The sequence below is a fragment of the Burkholderia sp. KJ006 genome (genome assembly GCF_000262695.1).
GTDB classification, from domain to species: Bacteria; Pseudomonadota; Gammaproteobacteria; order Burkholderiales; family Burkholderiaceae; genus Burkholderia; species Burkholderia vietnamiensis.
In genome coordinates this window covers 1,013,304-1,033,750 of the sequence record NC_017920.1, presented here as the reverse complement: position 1 = coordinate 1,033,750, position 20,447 = coordinate 1,013,304, and the positions used below count along the sequence as shown (strand labels likewise).

Annotated in this window: 23 protein-coding genes; 10 read left to right on the top strand and 13 right to left on the bottom strand. The window is 66.7% G+C overall.

What is annotated here, in order from left to right; translation table 11 throughout:
* Positions 1-37: 37 nt before the first annotated feature.
* Complete coding sequence (locus tag MYA_RS04750; RefSeq protein ID WP_011883881.1) at positions 38-1,444, bottom strand: sigma-54 dependent transcriptional regulator; 1,407 nt, start codon at positions 1,442-1,444, stop codon at positions 38-40.
* Between the two features lie 499 nt (positions 1,445-1,943).
* Here MYA_RS04750 and MYA_RS28920 point away from each other — a divergent pair, with 499 nt between their 5' ends.
* Together MYA_RS28920 and MYA_RS04740 are read left to right on the top strand one after the other, a co-directional pair.
* On the top strand, positions 1,944-2,255 hold the full coding sequence (locus MYA_RS28920) for a hypothetical protein (RefSeq protein WP_011883880.1): 312 nt from the start codon (positions 1,944-1,946) through the stop codon (positions 2,253-2,255).
* A gap of 236 nt (positions 2,256-2,491) precedes the next feature.
* Complete coding sequence (locus MYA_RS04740) at positions 2,492-2,992, top strand: dihydrofolate reductase (RefSeq protein WP_011883878.1); 501 nt, start codon at positions 2,492-2,494, stop codon at positions 2,990-2,992.
* An 82-nt stretch (positions 2,993-3,074) separates the two neighbouring features.
* Here the strand turns inward: MYA_RS04740 and pmbA are convergent, their stop codons facing one another.
* Positions 3,075-4,445, bottom strand: a complete 1,371-nt coding sequence (gene pmbA / locus MYA_RS04735) for a metalloprotease PmbA (RefSeq protein WP_014722694.1) — start codon at positions 4,443-4,445, stop codon at positions 3,075-3,077.
* Positions 4,446-4,573: 128 nt separating this feature from the next.
* On the opposite strand from pmbA, the gene yjgA reads away from it, so the two are divergent.
* Positions 4,574-5,185 (top strand): ribosome biogenesis factor YjgA, encoded by a 612-nt coding sequence (gene yjgA, locus MYA_RS04730; protein WP_272481909.1) that lies wholly within the window; start codon positions 4,574-4,576, stop codon positions 5,183-5,185.
* Positions 5,169-5,777 carry a molybdopterin adenylyltransferase gene (mog, locus tag MYA_RS04725; RefSeq protein WP_011883872.1) on the top strand — a complete coding sequence of 203 codons (609 nt, stop codon included), beginning with the start codon at positions 5,169-5,171 and terminating at the stop codon, positions 5,775-5,777. Before yjgA ends, mog begins: the two co-directional genes overlap by 17 nt.
* Before the next feature lie 25 nt (positions 5,778-5,802).
* Here mog and orn read toward each other — a convergent pair whose 3' ends face one another.
* Positions 5,803-6,405 carry an oligoribonuclease gene (gene orn, locus MYA_RS04720; protein ID WP_011883871.1) on the bottom strand — a complete coding sequence of 201 codons (603 nt, stop codon included), beginning with the start codon at positions 6,403-6,405 and terminating at the stop codon, positions 5,803-5,805.
* A gap of 117 nt (positions 6,406-6,522) precedes the next feature.
* Here orn and MYA_RS04715 point away from each other — a divergent pair, with 117 nt between their 5' ends.
* From MYA_RS04715 to MYA_RS04705, 3 genes are all read left to right on the top strand, one after another.
* Positions 6,523-7,782, top strand: a complete 1,260-nt coding sequence (locus MYA_RS04715; protein ID WP_014722693.1) for a M48 family metallopeptidase — start codon at positions 6,523-6,525, stop codon at positions 7,780-7,782.
* Positions 7,779-8,720, top strand: coding sequence for a ribosome small subunit-dependent GTPase A (rsgA, locus tag MYA_RS04710; RefSeq protein ID WP_014722692.1), 942 nt, complete (start codon positions 7,779-7,781; stop codon positions 8,718-8,720). Before MYA_RS04715 ends, rsgA begins: the two co-directional genes overlap by 4 nt.
* Before the next feature lie 62 nt (positions 8,721-8,782).
* The gene (locus tag MYA_RS04705; RefSeq protein WP_011883866.1) at positions 8,783-9,100 is read left to right on the top strand and encodes a putative signal transducing protein; all 318 of its coding nucleotides are present in this window, start codon (positions 8,783-8,785) and stop codon (positions 9,098-9,100) included.
* Positions 9,101-9,174: 74 nt separating this feature from the next.
* Here MYA_RS04705 and MYA_RS04700 read toward each other — a convergent pair whose 3' ends face one another.
* The 6 genes from MYA_RS04700 to rpsP form a co-directional block, all read right to left on the bottom strand.
* Entirely contained in the window at positions 9,175-10,113 is a 939-nt protein-coding gene (locus tag MYA_RS04700) for a CobD/CbiB family protein (protein WP_011883864.1), read from the bottom strand.
* A gap of 119 nt (positions 10,114-10,232) precedes the next feature.
* Positions 10,233-10,919 (bottom strand): CoA pyrophosphatase, encoded by a 687-nt coding sequence (locus MYA_RS04695; protein WP_011883862.1) that lies wholly within the window; start codon positions 10,917-10,919, stop codon positions 10,233-10,235.
* A gap of 89 nt (positions 10,920-11,008) precedes the next feature.
* Positions 11,009-11,401, bottom strand: a complete 393-nt coding sequence (gene rplS / locus MYA_RS04690; RefSeq protein ID WP_011883860.1) for a 50S ribosomal protein L19 — start codon at positions 11,399-11,401, stop codon at positions 11,009-11,011.
* Between the two features lie 133 nt (positions 11,402-11,534).
* Positions 11,535-12,329, bottom strand: a complete 795-nt coding sequence (trmD, locus tag MYA_RS04685) for a tRNA (guanosine(37)-N1)-methyltransferase TrmD (protein WP_011883859.1) — start codon at positions 12,327-12,329, stop codon at positions 11,535-11,537.
* Positions 12,330-13,007 (bottom strand): ribosome maturation factor RimM, encoded by a 678-nt coding sequence (gene rimM / locus MYA_RS04680; protein WP_011883858.1) that lies wholly within the window; start codon positions 13,005-13,007, stop codon positions 12,330-12,332.
* Between the two features lie 42 nt (positions 13,008-13,049).
* Positions 13,050-13,304, bottom strand: coding sequence for a 30S ribosomal protein S16 (gene rpsP / locus MYA_RS04675; RefSeq protein ID WP_006476550.1), 255 nt, complete (start codon positions 13,302-13,304; stop codon positions 13,050-13,052).
* Positions 13,305-13,457: 153 nt separating this feature from the next.
* On the opposite strand from rpsP, the gene MYA_RS04670 reads away from it, so the two are divergent.
* Both MYA_RS04670 and MYA_RS04665 read left to right on the top strand, forming a co-directional pair.
* On the top strand, positions 13,458-14,597 hold the full coding sequence (locus tag MYA_RS04670; protein WP_014722691.1) for a PQQ-dependent sugar dehydrogenase: 1,140 nt from the start codon (positions 13,458-13,460) through the stop codon (positions 14,595-14,597).
* Between the two features lie 110 nt (positions 14,598-14,707).
* A complete protein-coding gene (locus MYA_RS04665; protein WP_011883856.1) occupies positions 14,708-15,175 on the top strand; it encodes an NINE protein in 468 nt (155 codons plus the stop codon).
* Between the two features lie 21 nt (positions 15,176-15,196).
* Here MYA_RS04665 and MYA_RS04660 read toward each other — a convergent pair whose 3' ends face one another.
* On the bottom strand, positions 15,197-16,369 hold the full coding sequence (locus MYA_RS04660) for a PA0069 family radical SAM protein (protein ID WP_041493794.1): 1,173 nt from the start codon (positions 16,367-16,369) through the stop codon (positions 15,197-15,199).
* Between the two features lie 93 nt (positions 16,370-16,462).
* Positions 16,463-16,951, bottom strand: a complete 489-nt coding sequence (locus tag MYA_RS04655) for an Lrp/AsnC ligand binding domain-containing protein (RefSeq protein ID WP_011883853.1) — start codon at positions 16,949-16,951, stop codon at positions 16,463-16,465.
* A gap of 145 nt (positions 16,952-17,096) precedes the next feature.
* Here MYA_RS04655 and MYA_RS04650 point away from each other — a divergent pair, with 145 nt between their 5' ends.
* The gene (locus MYA_RS04650) at positions 17,097-18,383 is read left to right on the top strand and encodes a D-amino acid dehydrogenase (RefSeq protein WP_011883851.1); all 1,287 of its coding nucleotides are present in this window, start codon (positions 17,097-17,099) and stop codon (positions 18,381-18,383) included.
* A gap of 326 nt (positions 18,384-18,709) precedes the next feature.
* Here the strand turns inward: MYA_RS04650 and MYA_RS04645 are convergent, their stop codons facing one another.
* Both MYA_RS04645 and MYA_RS04640 read right to left on the bottom strand, forming a co-directional pair.
* Complete coding sequence (locus MYA_RS04645) at positions 18,710-19,645, bottom strand: electron transfer flavoprotein subunit alpha/FixB family protein (RefSeq protein ID WP_011883849.1); 936 nt, start codon at positions 19,643-19,645, stop codon at positions 18,710-18,712.
* Positions 19,646-19,661: 16 nt separating this feature from the next.
* The gene (locus MYA_RS04640; RefSeq protein ID WP_011883847.1) at positions 19,662-20,411 is read right to left on the bottom strand and encodes an electron transfer flavoprotein subunit beta/FixA family protein; all 750 of its coding nucleotides are present in this window, start codon (positions 20,409-20,411) and stop codon (positions 19,662-19,664) included.
* Between the last annotated feature and the right edge of the window lie 36 nt (positions 20,412-20,447).

Here is a 20,447-nt window from a genome sequence, read left to right as displayed (position 1 = left end):
GTTCCTTCGGCCGCGAGGGCGGCCGTACCCGCCAATTTTAGCAAGCGTGGCGAGAAACCTCCGGCAGCGGCGGCGTGAAGCCGCCGAGCGGGTCGCCGCGGTCGCGCATCCCGTGCGCGCACATCAGCCGGTACAGCGTGACGCGCGACACGCCGAGCTCGCGCGCCGCGTCCGCAAAACGGCCGCGGTGACGCAGCAGCGCCTGCTCGATCGCCTGCCGCTCGGCGGCCTCCCGCGCCTCGTTCAGCGACACGGGCGCGAGCACCGCGAACTCGTTCAGCTCGAGATCGGCCGCGGTGATCATCCGCCCCTCCGACATCACGATCGCCCTGCGCACTCGATTGATCAGCTCGCGCACGTTGCCCGGCCACGCGTAGCCGTACAGCGCGGCGATCGCATCCGGCGAGAAGCCGCGCAGCCGGCGGTGCGCATCGCCCTTGAAACGTTCGAGCATGTGACGCGCGAGCAACTCGATGTCCTTGCCGCGCGCGCGCAGCGGCGGCTCCTCGATCTTCAGCACGCACAGACGATGGTAGAGGTCCTCGCGAAAGCGCCCTTCGCGCAACGCCGCTTCCATGTCCACGTGCGTTGCGCAAATCACGCGCACGTCGACCGGCACCGACACGTGCGCGCCGAGCCGCTCGATCTTGCCCTCCTGCAGAAACCGCAACAGGCTCGCCTGGCTCTCGAACGGCAGGTCGCCGATCTCGTCGAGGAACAGCGTGCCGCCGTTCGCGGCCTCCACGCGGCCGACCTTGCGCTGGGTCGCACCGGTGAACGCGCCGCGCTCGTAGCCGAACAGTTCGGCCTGCAGCAGCGTCGACGGAATCGCGCCGCAGTTGATCGCGACGAACGGCCCCGGCGCGCGCGTCGAGCGCTCGTGAATTGCCGCGGCCGTCAGCTCCTTGCCGGTGCCCGATTCGCCGGAGATGAACACGGGCGCATCGGTGGTGGCCACGCGGCGGATCGTCCTGAACAACCCGAGCATCGCGTCGCAGGTGCCGACCATTTCGCCTTCGGAACGCCCGGCGCCCACCGGCGCCGCCGCCGTTGCCGCCGCGTCCGCCAGCGCGATCATCCCGTGCGCATGGCCGACGGTCTCGACGATACGCGCCGTCTCGTACGGCATCGTCACGTAGTCGAAGCAATAGTCGCGGATCAGATGTCGCAGCGTGGCGTCCTGCAGCTGGCCGCGCCGGGTCGCCGCGATCCAGCCGATGTGCTGGATGCTCAGGCACGCCTCGAGCTCGCGCAGCTCGGCGGGCTTGAAGCCCGGCGAGAAATCGAGCAGGCCGGCCGTCGCAACGCCGTGCTGCACGACCCGGCGGACGTCGCGCACCGATTCCGCGAGATCGACACGCCAGCCGCGTTCGTCGAAATAGCCGCGCAATGCATCGTCCGGCTCGCGCGAGAAATAGATTACGTGCCGCTGCTCGGCTTCCATGTGCTCACCCCGTTCATCAACCGTCTAACGATTGCCGCACACGTCAAGCGACGTGCGAAAAGGATCGAATCGGGGCAGCCGAAGCAGCTCGATTCGCCATGCCGATACGCGACCACGTCGGGCCGCGCATGATGGCGCTTATCTCGCGTCCACTATTTTTCTGATCAACACAGCTTGTTATAGGCGCTGAATACGACAGGTCGGTTGCAGCGCGAAGCGGCGAACGGCCAAATCGCTCGATGGTCGATGCAAGTCAATCCTCTGCATAAAACCGCTACGCGGCGGCCATCCAATGCATCGACACACGCACTGATTTTCATCCGTGAAGCGAGTCGATTGAATCCGCAGTATTCCCGAGCCCCGCCGTTTCACGACTGAAACATTTCCCGGCATTTTCGCGCGCCATTCACGATGCATATCGCCCAATCGCAGGCGCGACAACCGATCGCGTTCGATGGCATGCATTTCGCTGAATCATCACGAAGCGGAGAAGGTGGCCATGCGAACACGTTTTTCATTGCCTTGCGTGCGGCTCGTGATTGCGTTCGCGCTCGCGTGCCCGTTCACATCGGTGTGCGCGCAACAACGCGCGATGCACGAGCGCGCGGTGCCGGCCGGCGACGGCCTGCGGCACGACGGCGCGGGTGGCTTCGAGCTGGTCGCCGCCGTCGAAGCGCGGTCGACCGACGCGCTGTCGGTGACGTTGTGGGACGAACTCGCGCGGCCGACGCCACCGCCCGCTCCGTTGCCGCTGCCCGTCGATACGCAGCACGCGATGGCCGGCGGCACGACGCATCGCACGCATCAATAGCCGGTACACGACCTCGCATGCCGGCCACTCGATGAGCATCCCGTATCGAATGCCCGCTGCAGACCGTGCGACCCGCGTCGCCGTCGCGACGCGCAGCTTTTCTGTGTCCGTCCCCCGGCGGGCACTCTTTTTATTCGACGCGCGGCGGCGCCGATGCGCGTGCATCGGCACGGCGCTGACGGCGCCGCCGTTCCGGTAGAATCGGCGCCATTCCGCTTCACTTCTCCCCGACCTTCATGACGACGTTGACCCTGATCGTCGCGCGTGCCCGCAACGGCATCATCGGCCGCGACAACCAGTTGCCCTGGAAACTTCCCGAAGACCTCGCGTTCTTCAAGCGCACGACGATGGGCGCGCCGATCGTGATGGGCCGCAAGACCCACGAGTCGATCGGCCGCCCGCTGCCGGGCCGTCGCAACATCGTCGTGACGCGCGATCCCGCGCGCCGCTTCGACGGCTGCGACACCGTCACGTCGCTCGCCGACGCGCTCGCGCTCGCGTCGCGCGACGGCGCCGCCGAAGCGTTCCTGATCGGCGGTGCGCAGCTTTATGCGGAAGGCCTGATGCTCGCGGACAAGCTGATCGTCACCGAAATCGATGCGGACTTCGACGGCGACGCGGCGTTCCCGGCGCCCGACCCCGCGCACTGGCGCGAAGTCTCGCGCGACCCGCATCAGGCCGCCGCGCCGAACACGTTCGGCTACGCGTTCGTCGTCTACGCGCGCAAGCGCGACTGACGCGCGGCACACGACAAAAAGCCCGACCGGTGCATGCGCGCCGGTCGGGCTTTTCATTTGGTCGCGGCCGACGCCGTGCCGCTTACTGCCCGGCGATCGTCATCTGCTCGATCAGCACCGAGCCGGTTTCCTTCGTGCCGCGCACGAGCGAATCCGCACCGATCGCGACGATGTGGCGGAACATCTCCTGCAGCGTGCTCGCGACCGTGATTTCCTCGACCGGATACTGGATCACGCCGTTCTCGACCCAAAAGCCGGCCGCGCCGCGCGAATAATCGCCGGTCACGTAGTTCACGCCCTGCCCCATCAGTTCGGTCAGCAGCAGACCGGTGCCGAGCTTCTTGAGCATCGCGTCGAAATCGTCGCCCGGCTGCGTGTTCGAGCTGCGCAGCGCGAGGTTGTGCGAGCCGCCTGCGTTGCCGGTCGTCTGCGTGCCGAGCTTGCGCGCCGAATAGGTTGACAGGAAATACCCCTCGACGACGCCGTCCTTGACGACGCTGCGCGCGCGCGTGCGCACGCCTTCCTCGTCGAACGGCGCGCTGCCCATCGCGCGCGGCACGTGCGGGTCCTCGACGACCTGCACGTGCGGCGCGAACACCGGCTTGCCGAGGCTGTCGACCAGGAACGACGTCTTGCGGTACAGCGCGCCGCCGCTCACCGCCTGCACGAAGGCGCCGAGCAGGCCGGCCGCGAGCGGCGCCTCGAACAGCACCGGAACCTTGCGCGTGTCGAGACGGCGCGCGCCCATCCGCGCGAGCGCACGCTCGGCCGCGTAGCGCCCGACGGCTTCGGGCGCCGCGAGATCGACGGCGCTGCGCTTCGACGTGTACCAGTCGTCGCGCTGCATGTGCCGGCCGCTGCCGGCGATCGGCGCGCAGGCGATGTAGTGGCGCGAGTACGGATAGCCGGCGAGGAAGCCGCGCGACGTCGCGAGCACGAACTGCGAATGCTGCGCCGATACGCTCGCGCCTTCCGAGTTGCGGATCTGCGGGCTGACCGCGAACGCGGCGTCTTCCGCGCGGCGCGCGAGTTCGACGGCTTCGTCGGCCGTCAGCGCCCACGGGTGATAGAGATCGAGATCGCGCGGGTCGGTCTCGAGCAGCTCGGCTTCGGCGAGGCCGGCCGCATCGTCCTCGGCCGTGAAGCGCGCGATGTTGTACGCGGCGGCGACCGTGTCCTTGATCGCGGCCGGCGAGAAGTCCGACGTGCTCGCGTTGCCGCGCTTCTTGCCGATAAACACCGTCACGCCGACCATCTTGTCGCGGTTGTGCTCGATCGTCTCGACCTCGCCGCGGCGCACCGACACCGACAGGCCGTCGCCTTCGGAGATTTCGGTCGCGGCGTCGGTCGCGCCGAGAGCCTTCGCATGGCGAAGGATGTCCGAGGCAATTTCTTTGAGCTGGTCCTGCGTGTGCGGGAAATAGCGCGCTTGTACGTCGAGATTGGCTGCCATCGTCGTGATATCCGGTGGCGGGCGACACGCCCGCATGATCAAAATGTTGCGTATCCCGCGATCATAGCAAGGTCCGCGGCCACGCACCGACAAGCTTGGGGCATGCGCGCCGCGATACAATGCCGCCCATGACACGCAAAACCCGAATCCAGCCGATCGAGCATGCCGACGACGACGTCGACAACGGCTACGATCGCCCCAGCAAATCCCAGTTGAAACGCGAGATGCACGCGCTGCAGGAGCTCGGCCAGGCGCTGGTCGACCTGCCGAAGGACGCGCTCAAGCGGATGCCGATGCCGGAAGCCCTCGCGGACGCCGTGCGCGAGGCGCGCCGGATCACCGATCACGAAGGCAAGCGCCGCCAGCTTCAGTACGTCGGCCGCGTGATGCGCTCGCTGACCGACGACGAAACGGCGGCGCTGCGCACCGCGCTCGACGCGCAGCGCGGCGTCAACAAGGCCGCCACCGCGCGCCTGCACTGGATCGAGCGAACGCGCGAGCAGCTGCTCGCCAACGACGACGCGCTCACCGAATTCCTGCGCCAGCACCCGGAAGCCGACATCCAGGAAGGCCGCACGCTGATCCGCAATGCCCGCAAGGAAGCGCAGCAAGGCAAGCCGCCGCGCTATTTCCGCGAGTTGTTCCAGTGGATCAAGACCGCGAGCGGGTCGGACGACGCCGACGCCGATGCGGACGAAGCGGCCGGCGAAGCCGGAGACGACCATGACGACGAAGCGTAATCACCCGGACGAGCTCGTGGTCGGCCTCGTGTCGATCAGCGACCGCGCGAGCGCGGGCGTCTACGAGGACAAGGGGATTCCGGCGCTGCAGGAATGGCTCGCGGCCGCGCTGCGCTCGCCGTGGCGCGCCGAGACGCGGCTGATCCAGGACGACGCGCCGACGATCTCCGCGACGCTCGCCGAGCTGGTCGACGTCGCCGGCTGCGATCTGGTGCTGACGACCGGCGGCACCGGCCCCGCGCGCCGCGACGTGACGCCGGAAGCCACGCTGGCCGTCGCGACGAAGGAAATGCCGGGGTTCGGCGAACAGATGCGGCAGATCAGCCTGAACTTCGTGCCGACGGCGATTCTGTCGCGGCAGGTCGCGGTGATCCGCGAGACCGCCGACCACGCCGCACTGATCATCAATCTGCCCGGTCAGCCGAAGTCGATCCGGGAAACGCTCGAAGGGCTGCGCGATGCCGACGGCAAGTCGACCGTGCCCGGCATCTTTGCGGCGGTGCCCTATTGCATCGACCTGATCGGCGGCCCGTACGTCGAGACCGACGACGCGGTGGTCGCCGCGTTCCGGCCGAAAAGCGCGCGGCGCTGAACGCGCGCCGCGTGCGCGGCGCCGTTCAGGCGGCCGATGCGGGCGCGGCCGGAATCAGGAAGTGCTCGCGGTAGTACTTCAGCTCGTCGATCGACTCGTGGATGTCGGCGAGCGCCGTGTGCATCGCACGCTTCTGGAAGCCCTTGTAGATCGCGGGCTGCCAGCGGCGGCACAGCTCCTTGAGCGTGCTGACGTCGAGGTTGCGGTAGTGGAAGAAGCGCTCGAATTCCGGCATCCAGCGCGCCATGAAGCGGCGGTCCTGACAGATCGAGTTACCGCACATCGGCGATTTGCCGGGCGACACGTAGTCGGCCAGAAACGCCTGCAGTTGCGCGGCGGCCTGCGCTTCGGTCACGGTCGACGCGCGCACGCGATCGATCAGCCCCGAACGGCCGTGCGTGGACTTGTTCCAGTCGTCCATCTTCGCGAGCGTTTCGTCGCTCTGGTGGATCGCGAACACGGGCCCTTCCACCGCGATGTCGAGCGTGGAATTGGTCACGACGACGGCGATCTCGATGATGCGGTCGTTATCCGGATCGAGGCCGGTCATCTCCATGTCGAGCCAGACGAGGTTCAGTTCGTTGCGCACGAGCGCGGGCTGGCTGGCGGAAGCGGCGATATCGGTCATGAGTCATCCTGGCAAATGGCGGACGGCGCATGGCGCCGCCCGGGCGGCCGGCATCGCGTGAGCGGCCCCGGTCCGCAAGAACATATAATTCTCGCATAGAACCCTTTGGCGCCTTCGATGTCACCCTTTTCGTTCACCCTGCTGTTCGCGATCGCCGTGCTCGCGATGGTCGTCACCAAGCTGTGGCTCGCGTCGCGGCAGATCCGCTTCGTCGCCGCGCACCGCAACGGCGTACCCGTGCAATTCAGCGCGACCATCGCGCTGAGCGCCCACCAGCGTGCGGCCGATTACACGGTCGAGCGCACGCGGCTCGCGATGGCCGAGATCGTCGTCAGCGCGGCCGTGCTGGTCGGGCTGACGCTGCTCGGCGGCGTCGGCGCGCTCGACACGCTGCTGACCGGCTGGTTCGGTCGCGGCTACGGCCAGCAGGTCGCGCTCGTCGCCGCGGTGCTCGCGATCACGAGCGTCATCGACGTGCCGTTCGAGTACTACCGCCAGTTCGGCATCGAGCAGCGCTTCGGCTTCAACCGGATGACGCGGCGCCTGTTCTTCACCGACATGCTGAAAAACACGCTGCTCGGCGCCGTGCTCGGCCTGCCGCTGCTGTTCGTCGTGCTGTGGCTGATGAACCAGGCCGGCAGCCTGTGGTGGCTGTGGACCTGGGTCGTCTGGGTCGTGTTCCAGATGCTCGTGCTGCTGATCTACCCGACCTTCATCGCGCCGCTCTTCAACAAGTTCGAACCGCTGAAGGACGACGCGCTGCGCACCCGCATCGAAGCGCTGATGAAGCGTTGCGGCTTCGCGGCCAAGGGGCTGTTCGTGATGGACGGCAGCCGCCGCTCGGCGCACGGCAATGCGTACTTCACCGGCTTCGGCGCCTCGAAGCGGATCGTGTTCTTCGACACGCTGCTCGCGCGGCTGTCCGGACAGGAAATCGAAGCGGTGCTGGCGCACGAGCTCGGCCACTTCAAGCGTCGCCACGTGATGAAGCGCATGCTCGTGTCGTTCGTGCTGAGCCTCGTGCTGCTCGCCCTGCTCGGCTGGCTCGCGCAGCGCGCGTGGTTCTATACGGGGCTCGGCGTCACGCCGTCGCTCGACTCGAGCAACGCAGGCGCCGCGCTCGTGCTGTTCTTCCTCGCGATTCCGGTGTTCCTGTTCTTCGCGACGCCGTTCAGCAGCCTCACGTCGCGCAAGCACGAGTTCGAAGCCGACGCGTTCGCCGCGAGCCAGACCGACGCGCAGGATCTCGTCAGCGCGCTCGTGAAGCTCTACGAGGACAATGCGTCGACGCTGACGCCCGACCCCGTCTACACGGCCTTCTATTATTCGCATCCGCCGGCTTCGCAGCGGATCGATCGCCTGATGCGACACGCATGAGCCGACCGACTTCCCGCAAGCCCGCCGCGCGCGCGTCCGGCGCAGCGCGCGTCGAAGGCCGCGTGATCGCCGCACACGGGCGCCATTACATCGTCGCCCCCGACGACGGCGGCCCGATGCTCCAGTGTTTCCCGCGCGGCAAGAAGAGCGAGATCGCGGTCGGCGACCGCGTCGTGTACGAGCATGCGTCGGCCGATCAGGGCGTGATCGTCGAGATCGGCGAGCGGCGCAACCTGCTGTACCGCTCCGACCAGTTCAAGTCGAAGCTGTTCGCCGCGAACCTCGACCAGTTGCTGATCGTGCTCGCGACCGAACCGTACTTCAGCGAGGACCTGCTCGGCCGCGCGCTGATCGCGGCCGAAGCGAACGAACTGAAGCCGCTCGTCGTGCTGAACAAGATCGACGTCGAGGCGGCGCTGCCGGTCGCGCGCGAGCGCCTCGCGCCCTATCGCGCGCTCGGCTACGACGTGCTCGAGTTGTCGGTCAAGGGCGCGCCCGACGAGGCGCGCGCGCAGCTGATGCCGCACCTGGCCGGACATTCGACGATCCTGCTCGGCCAGTCGGGGATGGGCAAGTCGACGCTGGTGAACCTGCTCGTGCCGGATGCCGAAGCCGCGACGCGCGAGATCTCGGCGGCGCTGAACAGCGGTCGCCACACGACGACGTTCACGCGCCTCTATCCGCTCGACGGCGGCGGCGCGCTGATCGACTCGCCCGGTTTCCAGGAATTCGGCCTGTACCATCTGACCGAAGGGCGCCTCGAGCGCGCGTTCCCGGAATTCCGGCCGTTGCTCGGCGATTGCCGTTTCTATAATTGTCATCATCTGCACGAGCCCGGATGCGCGATTCTCGCCGCGGTGTCCGACGGCCGCATTGCGCCGTCGCGCCATGCGCTGTACGCGCAGCTGGTGCACGAGGCAAGCCAGATCGTCCGCTGACGTCGCGGCGGACGGGAAGACGTCCGGCCCGGAAAGGCCGGCCTTTACCGACAGGAGCCGCGATGCGTTTCAAGGCCCCCGATCTCGCGACCGCGCAGCACTGGGCCAACGTGCTGCAGGCAGCCGGCATCGGCTGCGAACTGCACAACCGCTATGCGACCGGCGCGCTGGGCGGCTTGCCCGCCGACGCGTGCGCGCCCGAGCTGTGGCTCGACGACGAACGCGACGACGCGCTCGCGCGGCGGCTGCTCGACGCGGCCGCCGATGGCCCGCCCGCCGACGCCGCGCCGTGGCGTTGCCGCCAATGCGGCGAAACGCTCGGCGCGCAGTTCACCGCGTGCTGGCAATGCGGCGCCGCCCGCGATCCGCTCGCCGACTGAACGCACCGCACCGCGCCACAGCGAAAAGGCCGGCATCGAGCCGGCCTTGGTTCATCGCGCAGCGGGGATTACTGTCACGAAACCCACACGGCCAGCGTCAGCATCAGCAGCAGGATCATCCACAGGATCACCGCGCGCCACACGAGGCCGACCGCCGATTGCAACGTGCGCGGCGTGCAGTCGTCGCCGACCGTCACCGGACCGCTGTCGCCGACCGCGAGCGCGTCGAGGCTCGACGGCTCCGCGAGCGGCCCGGCCAGACGCGCGCCCAGCGCGCCGCTGCCGGCGGCGAGCAGGACGCCGTCGTTCGCATCGGGCCACTGGCGCGTGTGATTGCGCCACGCGTAGATCGCATCCTCGAAGTTGCCGACGATCGCAAAGCCGAGCGCGGTCAGCCGCGACGGAATCCAGTCGATCACGAAGAACGCGCGTTGCGCGAAGGTCGAGAACGCAGCCGTGCGTTCGTCGCCCGGCGTCGACCAGCTGCGCGCGAGATATTCGGAGATCCGGTACAGCACGGCGCCTGCGGGACCGAGCGGCAGCACGTACCAGAAGAACACGCCGAACACGTGCCGATGCGATGCAACGACCGCATGGATCAGCGTGTGCCGGACGATTTCGCTGACCGGCATGTCGACCGTATCGAGGCCCGTCCACTCGTGCAGGATCTCACGCGCGCGCGGCACGTCATCGTTGTTGAGCGCGAGATGGATGTCGGTGAAGTAATGGCTGAACTGGCGAAAGCCGAGCGTGAAATAGACGACGGCGACGTTCCAGATGAAGGCGAGCACGAAGCTCACCTTGTACAACAGGAAGTAGACCAGCGCGACGATCAGCACCCACGGCAGCACGACTGCGAGCCATGCGAGCACGCCATGTTTCTGCTTGCCGGCGTCGAGGCCATGCGCGACGGTTTCCGCATGAAACTGGAACAGCGCGAACACCGGATTGCTCGGCGACAACGCGCGTACCTGTTCGATGATGAGAGCGAGGAGAACCGAAAAGAAAGTCATGCGTGCGCCGTCTTCGGAGTTATGTCATTTTTTGCATAACGATAGCACAGCGTAAGCTGCAGCATGCTGTCGGCGCGGGCTCGCGACGGCGGTGCACGGGCGCGCGGCGAGGCGCGACGCTAGCCGGCCGCCAAGAAGCGGTACAGATTGCGCAACATGCCGGCAGTTGCGCCCCAGATGAAGTAATGCCCGGCCGCTTCGACGCTCGGATAAGGCATCGCAAAAAAACGACGCTCGCCGCCTTCCCATCGGAACACGCGCACCTGGTGGTTCGCGGGGCTCATCAGGAACGCCAGCGGCACCTCGAAGATCTCGGCGACTTCGAGCGTGTCGGCCTGCACGATAAACGGCGGGTGCACGAGCCCGACGATGGGCGTCACGCAGAAGCCGGTGCCGGTCAGGTAGTCGGGCAGCGCACCGAGGATCTCGACCGGCTCGGCGGCCAGCCCGATTTCTTCGTTGGCCTCGCGCAATGCAGTGGCGACCGCATCGCGGTCGTACGGCTCGCGACGCCCGCCGGGAAAGCTGATCTGTCCGGCATGATCGTTCAGGTGATCGGCACGCTGGGTCAGCAGCACCGTGAGGCCGGTTTCGCGCACCACGAGCGGCACGAGGACGGCGGCGCTACGCGGGTCGACGCCTTCCTGCAGCCGCGCCTCGCCCGGCTCGACGCTCCATTCGAGCGTACGCGCGAATCGTTCGCGCAGGCCGGACGGCGTCAGCAACCGTGAATCGATGGACGGCAAGCCGGCGCCGGTGCCTTCGACCGGCAGCACTTCGGGATCAATGATGGGGCGGCGATTCAATGGGACTCTCGGGTTCGCGTGTCGTATCGAGCATATTGTCGCGCCAGAATGAAAAAAGCACCCGGTTGGGTGCTTTTTCCTTACAGCTCTTACTCTTGGGAAGCGGCTGCCGTGCGATCCTTCGACACCAGCTTTTCCTTGATTCGAGCCGACTTGCCCGAACGCTCGCGCAGGTAGTACAGCTTCGCACGACGCACATCACCGCGACGCTTCACGACGATGCTCGCCAGCAGCGGCGAGTAGGTCTGGAACGTACGCTCGACGCCTTCGCCCGACGAGATCTTGCGGACGATGAAGTTCGAGTTCAGGCCGCGGTTGCGAATCGCGATCACGACGCCTTCGTAAGCCTGAACGCGCTTGCGGTTACCTTCAACCACGTTCACGTTCACGATCACCGTATCGCCCGGGGCGAATTCGGGGATCGTCTTGCCGGCGAGCGCGCGCTCGATCTCTTCCTGCTCAAGTTTTGCAATCAGATTCATCACTGACTCCTAAAGCCATCTTGTCGGCGTTTGCGCCCGCCTGCTTCCAGGCCTGGCCCCGATAGAGGATGGATTCACATCTGGCGCCGCGCACGCATGCCCGGCACCGCCATTTCCCGCCCGCGAAACCGCCTCAGGAGGCGTTTTTCGCTTCGCGTGCGAGGTTCGCAAGCCACGCCTCGTCGGCGCGGCTCAGCAACTTCTCGCGGCGCGCCCGGACGATCAGGTCCGGCCGCTTCCGCAACGTGTTTCTCAATGCTTCCTGGCGCCGCCACTTCTCGATCTCGGCATGATGCCCGCCGAGCAGCACGTCCGGCACGCGCATCCCCTCGTATTCCTCGGGGCGCGTGTAATGCGGACAATCGAGCAAGCCGTCGACGAAGCTGTCCTGCACGGCCGACTGCGCATCGTTCAGCACGCCGGGCAGCAGACGCACGACCGCATCCATCATCGCCATCGCCGGCAGCTCGCCGCCGGACAGCACGAAATCGCCGAGACTGATTTCCTCGTCCACACAACGGTCGAGCAGACGCTGATCGATCGCCTCGTAACGGCCGCACAGCACGACGACGCCCGGCTCCTGCGCCATGCGCACCGCACGTTCGTGCGTGAAAGGCGCGCCCTGCGGCGACATCATCACCACGCGCGTGCTTGCGATGCCCTGCTCCGCCTGCGCCGCCTTCGCGGCGCCGATCGCAGCCTCGAGCGGCTTTGCGAGCATCACCATGCCCGGACCGCCGCCGTACGGACGATCGTCGATCGTGCGGTAGTTGTCCGTCGTGAAATCACGCGGATTCCAGGTGCGCAGCCCGAAGCGCTCCTGCTTCACGGCCCGGCTGGTGATACCCCAGTCGGTCAGCGCACGGAACATCTCGGGAAAGAGCGTGACGACATCGAACTGCACCGCGCGCTCCGTAGCCTGGTTCATTTAGTAATCGGCTTCCCAGTCGACGACGATGCGACGGGCCGCCTGATCCACCGTTTTGACATATACGCCGACGAACGGAATCAGCCGCTCGTCGGTGGCCGGCGCACCATCCTTGCCGACCGTCGGATACTCGACACGCAGGATCGAATGTACGCCGTTGTCGATCATCCCGCTGACCTTCCCGAGTGACACCGATTGCTCGTTGACCACCTCGAGGCCGATCAGGTCGACCCAATAGAATTCGTCCGCGGCCAACGCCGGGAAATCTTCCCGGCGCACGAACACGCGAAAGCCGCGCATAGCCAGCGCGGCATCGCGGTCGTCGACACCCGCGGGTTGCGCGACGACCGTGTCGCCGTGCGTCTTCGACTGCAGAATGCGGACGGACAACCGCTCTGCGCCGCGTTCGAGCCACCAGCGACGCGCGCTGAGCAGCGCATCGCCGCCGCGACCGGCGTCGGCATGCGCCGCCACCTTGATCCAGCCTTTCAGGCCGTACGCGTCGACCACGGCGCCGACCTCGACTGCATCGTCGGGCCAGTCCTGCGCCGCTTCGAGGCTACCTTGCTCGGCAGCCGCACCGGTGCTCGCGGCAGCGCCGCGCTCGACCGGCTTGCGGACGAATGCGCCAAACGACGCTCGCCCGCGCCTTGCATTACCGGAATCGTGACCGGACATCAATGCTCCTTGCAGCCGGTACGACCGGTACGCCGCGCCATGTTAGGCAGCCGGCTGCGCCTTTTGCGCTTCCTTCACGAGACGCTGGACGGTCGGCGACAGTTGCGCGCCAACACCTTGCCAGTACGTCAGACGATCCTGAGCGATACGCAGCGATTCGCCCTTCGTGGCGACCGGGTTGTAGAAGCCGACGCGCTCGATGAAGCGACCGTCACGACGGTTGCGCGAATCGGTAGCGACGATGTTGTAGAACGGGCGCTTCTTCGAGCCGCCACGAGCCAGACGGATGATAACCATATGAAATCCTTCGGGAAAACCGGGTTCGAAACTACTGAAACGTGCGATTATAGCCGGAAACCAAAGCCACAACAAACACTTACGCGCAAAAATTCGACGGACGCGTTGTGGGGCCGGCATACAATCGTCGTGTCCGTGACGCCGCCCGATGCCATGCCGCCCTTTCGCGCCATCCCGACACACCGCACGCAGCCCCATCTCGCCGGCTTGCTGGCCGGTCTCGTGCTGTGCGTCGCGTCTGCGACGGCCTGCGCCGCGCCGCCGGTGCGCGAACTGGTCGCGCCGCCCGGTTTTCGCGTCGAGCTGCTGACCGACGCGGTCCCGGCCGCCCGCGAAATGGCGTGGTCGCCGCGCGGCATTCTATATGTCGGTACGCGGGAAGGCCGCGTGCATGCATTCGTGATGCGCGACGGCCGGATCGTCGCCCGCCACGTGGTCGCCACCGGCCTCGACATGCCGGTGGGCGTCGCCTATCGGGACGGCACGCTGTTCATCTCCGCTGTGTCGCGCATCCTGCGCATCGAACACATCGACGACCGCCTCGCCGCGCCACCCGCGCCGGCGGTCGTGACCGACGCACTGCCGACCGATCACCATCACGGCTGGAAATTCATCGCGTTCGGGCCCGACGGCAAGCTCTACGTGCCGGTCGGCGCGCCGTGCAACGTGTGCGCCGCCGATCGCAACCGATACGCGCTCATCGCCCGCATGAACGCCGACGGCAGCGGCCGCGAGGTATTTGCGCGCGGCGTGCGCAATACGGTCGGCTTCGCGTGGCATCCCGATTCGGGCGACCTGTGGTTCACCGACAACGGCCGCGACCTGATGGGCGACGACCTGCCGGACGATGAACTGAATCGTGCGCCCCGCGCAGGCCTCGACTTCGGTTTTCCATACTGCCACGGCGGCGACACCCCCGACCCCGAATTCGGCGGCCCCGACGTGTGCCGCCGCTACGTGCCGCCGGTGCTGAAACTTGGCGCGCATGTCGCGGCGCTCGGGATGCGCTTCTACACGGGGCCGATGTTTCCCGCGTCGTACCGCAACAACATCTTCATTGCCGAACACGGTTCGTGGAATCGCAGCACGAAGGCCGGCTACCGCGTGATGCGCGTGGTGGTGTCGGCCGACGGCAGCCACGCGCGTCAGACTCCGTTCGTCACCGGCTGGCTGCGCGCGGACGGCTCCGTATGGGGACGCCCGACCGATGTGCTGCCGCTGCCCGACGGCTCGCTGCTCATCAGCGACGATTACGCGGGCGCCATCTACCGCGTCACCTATGCGGCACCTTGACGCAGGCAACCAGTGACCGCACCCGATCGCGCATCGTAGAATGCGTGCCGGGCCGCGCGCCCAGGCCGGTACGCCGGCCACCGATCCCCACGATAATTCCGCCGCCGCCCATGTCCAGCAGCACCGCCCCGTCCCGCCGCTTTCGCTCGAAGACGCTCACCGCCGCCCTCGCGTTCCTGTTCGGCTCGCTCGGCGCGCACCGCTTCTATCTGTACGGCTTTCGCGACGTGTACGGCTGGGCGCATCTGCTCGCGACGATCATCGGAATCCCGGGGTTCATGCTGCTCGCCGCGACTCAGCGCAGCGCGGGCCTCGGCTGGTGGCTCGCCGTGCCCGGCGCGATCTCGCTGCTGGCCGCGTTTCTCGCCGCGCTGGTATACGGCTTGCGCCCCGACGAAAAGTGGGACGCGCAATTCAATGCCGATACGGGCAAGCACAGCCGCTCCGGCTGGACGGTGATCTTCGTCGTGATCTTCTCGCTGCTGATCGGCGCGTTCCTGCTGATGACCGCACTCGCCCTGTCGTTCCAGACGTACTTCGAGTCGCAAGTCGAAGCCGCCAAGCAGATTTCGCAATAAGCGCCGCCGCGCGCGTTCAGTTCAGAACAGATTCAGCTGCGTATCGTCGCGCGGCTTCGCGCGGCTCGCCGCCGCCAGCTGCGCGCTCACGCGCGCGGGCGCCGCAGCGCGAAACCGCGACATGTCGAGAACGCCGTTCCCGCGCTCATTCAGCCCGAGCCGCTTGACGGCCTGGCGGAAGCGCTGACGCAACAGATCGGCCCAGATACCCTCGCCCTTCATCCGCTTCGAGAAATCCGAGTCGTACTCCTTCCCGCCGCGCATGTCGCGCACGCGATTCATCACGCGCTCGGCGCGGTCCGGGAAATGCGCGGCCAGCCAGTTCTTGAACAACGGCGCGACTTCCCACGGCAGCCGCAGCACAATGTAGCTCGCATGTGTCGCGCCGGCATCCGCACAGGCCTCGAGGACGCGTTCCATGTCGGGCTCGGTGACGAACGGAATCATCGGTGCAATGCTGACGCCCACCGGCACCCCGGCGTCGCGCAACGCGCGAATCGTGCGCAGGCGGCGCGCCGGCGTCGCCGCCCGCGGCTCGAGCGTGCGCGCGAGATCGGCGTCGAGCGTCGTGATGGTGACTGCGGCCATGACCTGACCGCGCTCGGCCATTGGCCCGAGCAGATCGAGATCGCGCTCGATCAGCGACGACTTCGTGATCGCGGCAAACGGCAGCCCGTGATCGTGCATCACCTCGATCACGCTGCGCGTGATGCGCAGATCGCGTTCGACCGGCTGATACGCATCGGTGTTGACGCCGAGCGCGATCGGCTCGGGCACAAAACGCTTGCGCGCGATCTCGCGCTCGAGCAATTCGGCGGCATTGACCTTCGCGTAGATGCGGCTCTCGAAATCGAGACCGGGCGACAGGCCCAGATAGCTGTGCGTGGGCCGCGCGAAGCAGTAGATGCAGCCGTGCTCGCAGCCGCGATACGGATTGAGCGACACGCTGAACGGAATGTCCGGCGACTGATTGCGCGTGAGGATGCTCTTGGCCCGCTCCTCGAACACCTGCGTGCGCAACGGCGCGGGGAGATCGGCATCGTCCGCTTCGTGCGTCCAGCCGTCGTCCACCGCCTCGCGCAGCGCCGTCTCGTACCGCCCTTGCAGGTTGTCGACCGCGCCGCGCCCCTTGCGGGGCACGGGCGGCGCGATCGGAAATTCGTTGTCGGATCGACCGTCCATGCGCTCACCCATTCGCCTTCACCCAATACTGTACATTTATACAGTATTGGGTGAAGCATGCCAAGGAGGAGCCGAACGGAACCGACTACGCCGGCGCGGCCGCGGTCATTCGCCGACCGGAATCGTCATCGTCTCCTTGATCTCCTCCATCACGACATAGCTCTTCGACTGCACGGCGCCGGGCAGTTGCAGCAGGATGTCGCCGAGCAGCTTGCGATAGTCGGCCATCTCGCCGATGCGCGCCTTGATCAGGTAATCGAAGTCGCCCGACACGAGATGGCACTCGAGCACCTCGTCGATCTTCATCACTTCGCGGCGGAACTGCTCGAACATGTTGCCGCCCTTGTGGCCGAGCGTGATCTCGACGAACACCAGCAGCGCCGCGCCGAGCTGGCTCGGATCGACGCGCGCGTGATAACCGGTGATGACGCCGTCGCGCTCCATGCGCCGCACGCGCTCGATGCACGGCGTCACGGTCAGTCCGACCTGCTCCGCGAGGTCCTTCATCGCCATCCGGCCGTCGTTCTGGAGCAGTTTGAGGATGCGCCGGTCGAGCTTGTCGAGCGTGCGTACCGGCTGACGTTGCGTTCTCATGTGTTTGTGCTGAAAATCTGAAAAATACAATAACAAAACCTACATATTCGACAATACCATAGCGCAAACAACTAGATCAGCTAGAGGTTACACGGAGCCGCAGGTGCGCCCGGCCTCGACCTGATTCCTTCCATCTGGAGCAGCTATGCGAGTCGTCATTCTGGGCAGCGGTGTGGTGGGCGTGGCGAGCGCGTATTACCTTGCGCGCGCCGGTCATGAAGTCACGGTGATCGACCGGGAGGCCGGCCCGGCGCTCGATACGAGCTTCGCAAACGCGGGCCAGATCTCGCCCGGCTATGCGGCGCCGTGGGCCGCGCCCGGCGTGCCGCTGAAGGCGGTCAAGTGGATGTTCGAAAAGCATGCGCCGCTCGCGATCCGCCTCGACGGCACGCGCTTCCAACTGCAATGGATGTGGCAGATGCTGCGCAACTGCACGCCCGAGCGCTATGCAGTCAACAAGGGCCGCATGGTGCGTCTCGCCGAATACAGCCGCGATTGCCTGCAGGCGCTGCGCGCCGATACGGGCATCGAGTACGAAGGCCGCACGGGCGGCACGCTGCAGTTGTTCCGCTCGCAGCAGCAACTCGACGGCGCGGCGAAGGACATCGCAGTGCTGCGCGAAGCGAACGTGCCGTTCGAACTGCTGTCGCCGGCCGAGCTGAAGAATGCCGAACCGGCCCTCGCCGCCGTGTCGCACAAACTCACCGGCGGCCTGCGCCTGCCGGGTGACGAAACGGGCGATTGCCAGTTGTTCACGACGCGCCTCGCGGCGCTCGCGGAATCGCTCGGCGTGAAGTTCCGCTACAACACGCCGATCGACGCGCTCGCGATCGCAGGCGGCAAGATCGCCGGCGTGCAATGCGGCAGCGAGACGGTGCGCGCCGACGCATACGTCGTCGCGCTGGGTTCGTACTCGACCAACTTCGTGTCGAAGCTGATGAAGATCCCGGTCTATCCGCTGAAGGGTTATTCGATCACCGCGCCGATCGTCAACGAGGCGGCCGCGCCGGTGTCGACGGTGCTCGACGAGACCTACAAGATCGCGATCACGCGCTTCGACCAGCGCATTCGCGTCGGCGGGATGGCCGAGATCGTCGGCTTCGACAAGAAGCTGCGCGCCGCGCGCCGCGAAACGCTCGAAATGTGCGTGAACGACCTGTTCCCCGGCGGCGGCGACACGTCGAAGGCGACGTTCTGGACGGGCCTGCGCCCGATGACGCCGGACGGCACGCCGATCGTCGGCCGCACGCCGGTGTCGAACCTGTTCATGAATACCGGCCACGGCACGCTCGGCTGGACGATGTCGTGCGGTTCGGGCCAGCTGCTCGCCGACCTGATCTCGGGCAAGAAGCCGGCGATCCAGGCCGACGACCTGTCGGTGCATCGCTACCTGAACGAAGTGGCCGGCCAGACGCGTCCCGCATACGCGTAAGCCGGAACGGCCCGTGGCGATACGGGTCCGCTGCATCGGCAAGAAAGGCGCCCTCGGGCGCCTTTCTCGTTTCGGCGAGCGAAAATGGCGGTGCGAGCGGCGACCCGCCACGAGGCTACAGCCAACCGGCGCATGCGCTCGTCGCCCGTCGAGCGCGTCGCCGCCGCCAATCGCGCGTGCGCGACGATCCGTTCCACACGGCACCGTACGATCGCGACCATGCCCGGCCAACGACAGCCGCTCGTCTCGAGCGACACCACAACAAAAAAGGGGCGCTCATCGCGCCCCCTCTTCGAACATGCACACCGCCGCAGCGGCGCGCAGCATCAGCCCAGCGCGCTCACGAGCTCCGGCACGAGCGTGAACAGATCGCCGACGAGGCCGTAGTCGGCCACGCTGAAGATCGGCGCTTCCGGATCCTTGTTGATCGCGACGATCACCTTCGAATCCTTCATGCCGGCCAAGTGCTGGATCGCACCCGAGATACCGATCGCGATGTACAGCTGCGGCGCGACGATCTTGCCGGTCTGGCCGACCTGATAGTCGTTCGGCACGTAGCCGGCGTCGACCGCCGCGCGCGAAGCGCCGAGTGCTGCCGACAGCTTGTCCGCCAGCGGCTCCAGCACCTTCGTGTAGTTCTCGCCGCTGCCCAGACCGCGGCCGCCCGACACGATGATCTTCGCGCTGGTGAGCTCCGGACGGTCCAGCTTCGTCACTTCACGGCTCACGAACTGTGACTTGCCGGCGTCTGCCGCCGCGTCGATCTTCTCGACCGCTGCGCTGCCGCCTTCGGCCGCCACCGGGTCGAAACCGGTCGCACGCACCGTGATGACCTTGATCGGATCGCTCGACTGCACCGTCGCGATCGCATTGCCTGCGTAGATCGGACGCTCGAACGTATCGGCCGAATCGACGGCCGTGATGTCCGAGATCTGCGCGACGTCCAGCTTCGCGGCGATACGCGGCGCGACGTTCTTGCCGTACGCGGTCGCCGGCGCCAGGATGTGCGAGTAATCCTTCGCGATGTTCAGCGCGGTGGCTTCGACGTTTTCCGCCAAACCGGCTTCGAGCTGCGGCGCGTCGGCCAGCAGCACCTTCGACACGCCTGCGATCTTCGCTGCCGCGTCCGCCGCGCCCTGCGCGTTGTGGCCTGCGACCAGCACGTGGATGTCACCGCCGATCTTCGCTGCCGCTGCGACCGTGTTCAGCGTCGCGGCCTTGATCGACGCGTTGTCGTGTTCTGCAATCACCAGAATCGTCATTTCTTTCCGCTCCCTCTTACAGCACCTTGGCTTCGGTCTTCAGCTTCTCGACCAGCGTCTTCACGTCCGGCACCTTCACGCCGGCCGCGCGCTTCGGCGGCTCGGCCACCTTCAGCGTCTTCAGACGCGGCGTCACGTCCACGCCGAGGTCTTCCGGCTTGACCGTTTCCAGCGGCTTCTTCTTCGCCTTCATGATGTTCGGCAGCGTCACGTAGCGCGGCTCGTTCAGACGCAGGTCGGTCGTGACGACCGCCGGCAGCGTCAGCGACAGCGTTTCCGCACCGCCGTCGACTTCACGTGCGACCGTGGCCTTGCCATCGGCGACCGTGACCTTCGAAGCGAACGTCGCCTGCGGCAGACCTGCCAGCGCGGCCAGCATCTGGCCCGTCTGGTTCGAATCGTCGTCGATCGCCTGCTTGCCGAGGATCACCAGTTGCGGCTGCTCCTTGTCGACCAGCGCCTTCAGGATCTTCGCGACGGCCAGCGGCTCGACGCCGTCGGTCGACTCGACCAGGATCGCGCGGTCCGCGCCGATCGCCAGCGCCGTGCGCAGCGTTTCCTGCGCCTGCGTCACGCCCACCGACACCGCGACCACTTCGGTCGCCACGCCCGCTTCCTTCAGGCGCACCGCCTCTTCAACGGCGATTTCGTCGAACGGGTTCATCGACATCTTCACGTTCGCGATGTCGACGCCCGTGTTGTCCGACTTCACGCGGACCTTCACGTTGTAATCGACCACTCTTTTCACTGGCACCAGGATTTTCATGCACACGCTCCAAAGTTACGAATACGACCAGAGGCC